Source organism: Microcystis sp. M53598_WE2 (assembly GCF_030067735.1).
Classification (GTDB): Bacteria; Cyanobacteriota; Cyanobacteriia; order Cyanobacteriales; family Microcystaceae; genus Microcystis; species Microcystis aeruginosa.
In genome coordinates this window covers 1-4,231 of the sequence record NZ_JASJFE010000716.1, presented here as the reverse complement: position 1 = coordinate 4,231, position 4,231 = coordinate 1, and the positions used below count along the sequence as shown (strand labels likewise).

Annotated in this window: 4 protein-coding genes and 1 pseudogene; 4 read left to right on the top strand and 1 reads right to left on the bottom strand. The window is 44.8% G+C overall.

The window, feature by feature from the left end; all coding sequences use genetic code 11:
- Positions 1-170 precede the first annotated feature (170 nt).
- Positions 171-1,031 carry an Rpn family recombination-promoting nuclease/putative transposase gene (locus PX636_RS14630; RefSeq protein ID WP_288117673.1) on the bottom strand — a complete coding sequence of 287 codons (861 nt, stop codon included), beginning with the start codon at positions 1,029-1,031 and terminating at the stop codon, positions 171-173.
- 58 nt (positions 1,032-1,089) lie between these two features.
- Between PX636_RS14630 and PX636_RS14625 the strand changes: the two genes are divergently transcribed.
- The 4 genes and pseudogenes from PX636_RS14625 to PX636_RS14610 form a co-directional block, all read left to right on the top strand.
- Entirely contained in the window at positions 1,090-1,980 is an 891-nt protein-coding gene (locus PX636_RS14625) for a S66 peptidase family protein (RefSeq protein WP_288117672.1), read from the top strand.
- 61 nt (positions 1,981-2,041) lie between these two features.
- Positions 2,042-3,019 (top strand): SDR family oxidoreductase, encoded by a 978-nt coding sequence (locus PX636_RS14620; RefSeq protein ID WP_002762970.1) that lies wholly within the window; start codon positions 2,042-2,044, stop codon positions 3,017-3,019.
- Positions 3,020-3,042: 23 nt separating this feature from the next.
- A complete protein-coding gene (locus PX636_RS14615) occupies positions 3,043-3,960 on the top strand; it encodes an NAD(+) kinase (RefSeq protein WP_002762972.1) in 918 nt (305 codons plus the stop codon).
- A 79-nt stretch (positions 3,961-4,039) separates the two neighbouring features.
- Positions 4,040-4,231, top strand: a pseudogene (locus PX636_RS14610) (ion transporter); the annotation flags it as partial.

The window sequence follows — 4,231 nt, the reverse complement described above, 5'->3', positions numbered from 1 at the left end:
GCCATTTTGTTCCCATCTCGGTTAAAGCTGAAAAAACTAGATAGAGAATGAGAAGGGTAACACAAAAGAAGAAAGTCAATAAGTCATTATTCATCGAGTTATCCCTGATAGCTTAAAGGTCACTGATTCACTACTATTGATGCTTTTCTAGACTGTTGAAACAGGATTGATCATTGTTGCTGTTGTGCCAAATAGTTAAGCACTGTTTCCAGAGTCAAGTCTAAGCGTTCCGAGATTTGTTGCGGGGTTAAACCGAGGTCTTGCAGTAGAGGAATTGTTTTCAATTTTTGCAAGTTTATTCCCCGTTCAATTCCCTGTTCAATTCCCCGTTCAATTCCCTGTTCAATTCCCTGTTCAATTCCCTGTTCAATTCCATCTCCAAAAGCTTCTTGATAGAAACGAGTTTGTTTTAGGTCTTGTAGTTCCAACATAGCTTCAATTTCCTCTCGACTTTTTTGGGGTAACTTATAAATGATGATCGTTTCGATTAAATCAATGACATTTTTCTGCACTAAGCGATCGCTCACTTCTCTTTGAGCCTGTTTAATTAAAATCTTAGCAGAATTAACAGCTTGACTCTCACTTTCCGTGACCAATTTGATCAGGGCGATCGCTAAAGAAGGAGTCTCGTCATTTGCCAATTCATCCAGATAGATTCTTTTAATCCTGGCCAAGGATAACAAGTCTTCAAATTGCTGGGGATGTTCTCGTTCAATTTCTCGGCTAGGATAAATAACAACTATCTGCCACGGTGACAAAGGTTTATACTGTCTAAGATATAAGAAAAGTTCCGAAAATAATCGATAATATAGGTCTTCATCCTTTTGAAACTGCACTTCTACCAGATAAAAGGGCGAATTTTCTAGATGATCGAGCGGCAAAAATAAACCATCCAATCGAAAAGCTAGTTGTTTAACTTCTTGGGAAGTAAATCGATAATTGCTCACGATAGCATCGGGTTGAGCGATTAATTCAAAGAACGAATCGGGAAAATCGAGAAACATTCGATAGAATATGCTGTCAGTTTTCATGCTGCCACAAAATTGCCTGTAATTTCCGCTTAATCCGCCCACAAAAGAGAATTAACCTATGATCATCCCATCATTTCTGCAACCCGGTGCTAAAGTTTCTCTGGTGGCCACCAGTGGCGCCGTCAAGGAATTAGCCGCCCTAGAAAAAGGCGTAGAAATCTGGCGATCAAGGGGTTATCAAGTGGAATTTAGCGAGAATTGGTCGAATCGTCTCGGTTATCTCGCTGGTAGCGACGAGCAACGTCGTCAAGCTTTAGCCCAAGCATGGCAAGATCCCGATTGTCAAGCAATTCTCTGCGCTAGGGGGGGTTACGGTAGCGCTCGCCTCTTAGAAAATTGGACATGGGCAAAAACTAACCCGAAATGGTTAATCGGTTTTTCCGACGTGACGGGGATTTTATGGAGTTTAGCGAAACAGGGCATTTGTAGCGTTCACGGGGCAGTTTTAACCACCTTAGCCCAAGAAAGTCCCCAATCAATCGATCGCCTCTTTTCTCTTCTAGAAGGTCGTCCTTTAGCCCCTCTTATCGGTCAAGGTTGGGGTGGGGGCAAAGTGCGGGGACGCTTATTACCAGCTAATTTAACCGTAGCCACCCATCTCCTCGGAACCTCGGTTCAACCCACCCTAGAGGGGGTAATTTTAGCCCTAGAGGACGTAACCGAGGCCCCCTACCGGATCGATCGAATGTTAACTCAGTGGCGAATGCTGGGCATTTTCTCCCGAATTAAAGGCATTGCCCTCGGTCGTTTTAGCCGTTGTCTGGCAGCTCCCGGTAGTGATAGTCAAACCGTGGAGGAAGTCTTAAAAGAGCGTTTGGGCGATTTAGGCATTGCGGTTATTGCTGAGTTACCTTTCGGTCATGATGGCGATAATGCCGCTTTACCGGTGGGAACAATGGTAGAACTGGACGGGGATCGGGGAATCTTAGAATTTTTCTATCCCCAATGATCCACTTTTTTGATAGTATCTTAGAGAAGTGTTAACAAATGTAACAAAAAATTAATTATAGATGAAAGTATTAGTTGTCGGTGCGACGGGAACCCTAGGGCGACAGATCGTGCGTCATGCCATCGATCAGGGACATCAAGTGCGTTGTTTGGTACGCAGTCAGAGAAAAGGGGCTTTTTTGAAGGAATGGGGCGCGGAATTAGTCGGGGGAACCCTACGGGACAAGAGTACCATTATTGCCGCTTTAGAGGGAATGGATGCGGTGATCGATGCCGCTACTGCCCGGGCGACGGACTCGGCCAGCATTAAACAGGTGGATTGGGATGGTAAAGTTAATCTGATTCAAGCGGCCAAAACTGCCGGAGTTGATCGCTTTATTTTCTTTTCGATTCTCAATGCCGAAAAATATCCCAACGTGCCTTTGATGGAGATAAAACGCTGTACCGAGAAATTTATAGCAGAATCGGGTTTAAAATATACAATTCTGCGTCCCTGTGGCTTTATGCAGGGGTTAATCGGTCAATACGCCATCCCGATGTTAGATAATCAAACGGTCTGGATCACGGGGGAAAGTACGGCGATCGCCTACATGGACACCCAAGATATCGCTAAATTCGCCGTTCGCGCCCTAGAAGTCCCCGAAACCGTCGGTCAATCCTATCCTGTGGTGGGCAGCAAAGCTTGGAAAGCTGAAGAAATTATCGAAGTTTGCGAACGCTTATCGGGTAAAGAGGGGAAAATTTGGCGTTTACCCATGGGATTACTGCGTTTTATGCGGGGAATAAGCCGTTGTTTCCAATGGACTTATAATATATCCGACCGACTAGCTTTTGCGGAAGTTCTCGCTAGTGGTCAAGCTCTTGATGCCCCCATGGCAGAAGTTTATCAAGTATTTGGCCTTGATCCGAGTCAAACAACTACTTTAGAATCCTATTTACAAGAATACTTTAGCCGCATTCTCAAGAAGCTCAAGGAAATCGACTTCGAGAAACAAAAAGCTCAAAAGAAGAAGAAAACTCCTTTCAAAAAGAAAGCGTGATTCAGCAGTAGGAAAATTTGTCAATGCCCAAAATCGGCATTATTTACAACGATATTAAGCCTATCGCTTGTAAAACAGCCCATCAGATACAAGATCAGCTACTTTCCCGAGGTTGGCAGGTGTTTATGGCTACCGGCAGCGGTGGCCTGCTAGGCCATTCTAAACCCTCTCGTCCGGTTTGTTTTACCCCGATCGATCAGTTAGTCCCCCCCCACTTCGATCAGGATTTAAGTTTTGCGATCGTGTTGGGGGGCGATGGTACAGTCCTATCGGCGGCCCGGCAGTTGGCCACCCTCAATTTGCCCCTGTTAACGGTCAATACGGGACACATGGGCTTTTTGACCGAAATTTACCTAAATCAGCTTGAACCCGCCTTAGAACTGGTTCTAGAGGGGAATTACACCATCGAAAATCGCTCGATGATCACAGTGCGACTATTTCGCGAAGATACCCTCCTCTGGGAGGCACTTTCTCTCAATGAGGTGGTCGTCCACCGCGAACCCCTCACCAGTATGTGTCATTTTGAGATTCAAATTGGTGAACACGCGCCCGTCGATATCGCTGCCGATGGGGTGATTCTCTCCACTCCTACCGGTTCTACTGCCTATGCTCTCAGCGCCGGTGGCCCGGTAATAACTCCCGATGTGCCGGTATTACAATTAGCTCCCATTTGTCCCCATTCTTTAGCTTCCAGATCCTTGGTATTTTCTGACAAGGAAACTGTAAATATTTTTCCAGCAACTGCTAATCGGATGGTGATGGTAGTGGACGGTAATGGCGGTTCTTATATCTTGCCAGAAGATCGAATTAATGTGCAGAAATCCCCCTACAATGTTCATTTTATTCGCCTGCAATCGACGGAATTCTTCCGCATCCTCCGGGAAAAATTAGGTTGGGGTTTACCTCATATTGCTAAACCAACTTCGGTGGAATTACCCTAATCAGTTATCAGTGATCAGTTATCAGATATAATTTTTCAGTTCACTGATTACTGGTTACTGTTTACTGATAGCTGAATTTATGCTCTCTTTTCGTGCCAAGATAGCTTTTTATTTAGAGGATGTCACCACGGCGATCGGACTGACGGTAAATCTGCTTATCTTAGCATTAATTTTACTATCTTTGGGGATTTATGTGGCTCAAACCTATCCCTTATCCGCCACTTGGCAAATGTGGTTACGTCAGCTTGATTGGGGAATTTTAAGCTTATTT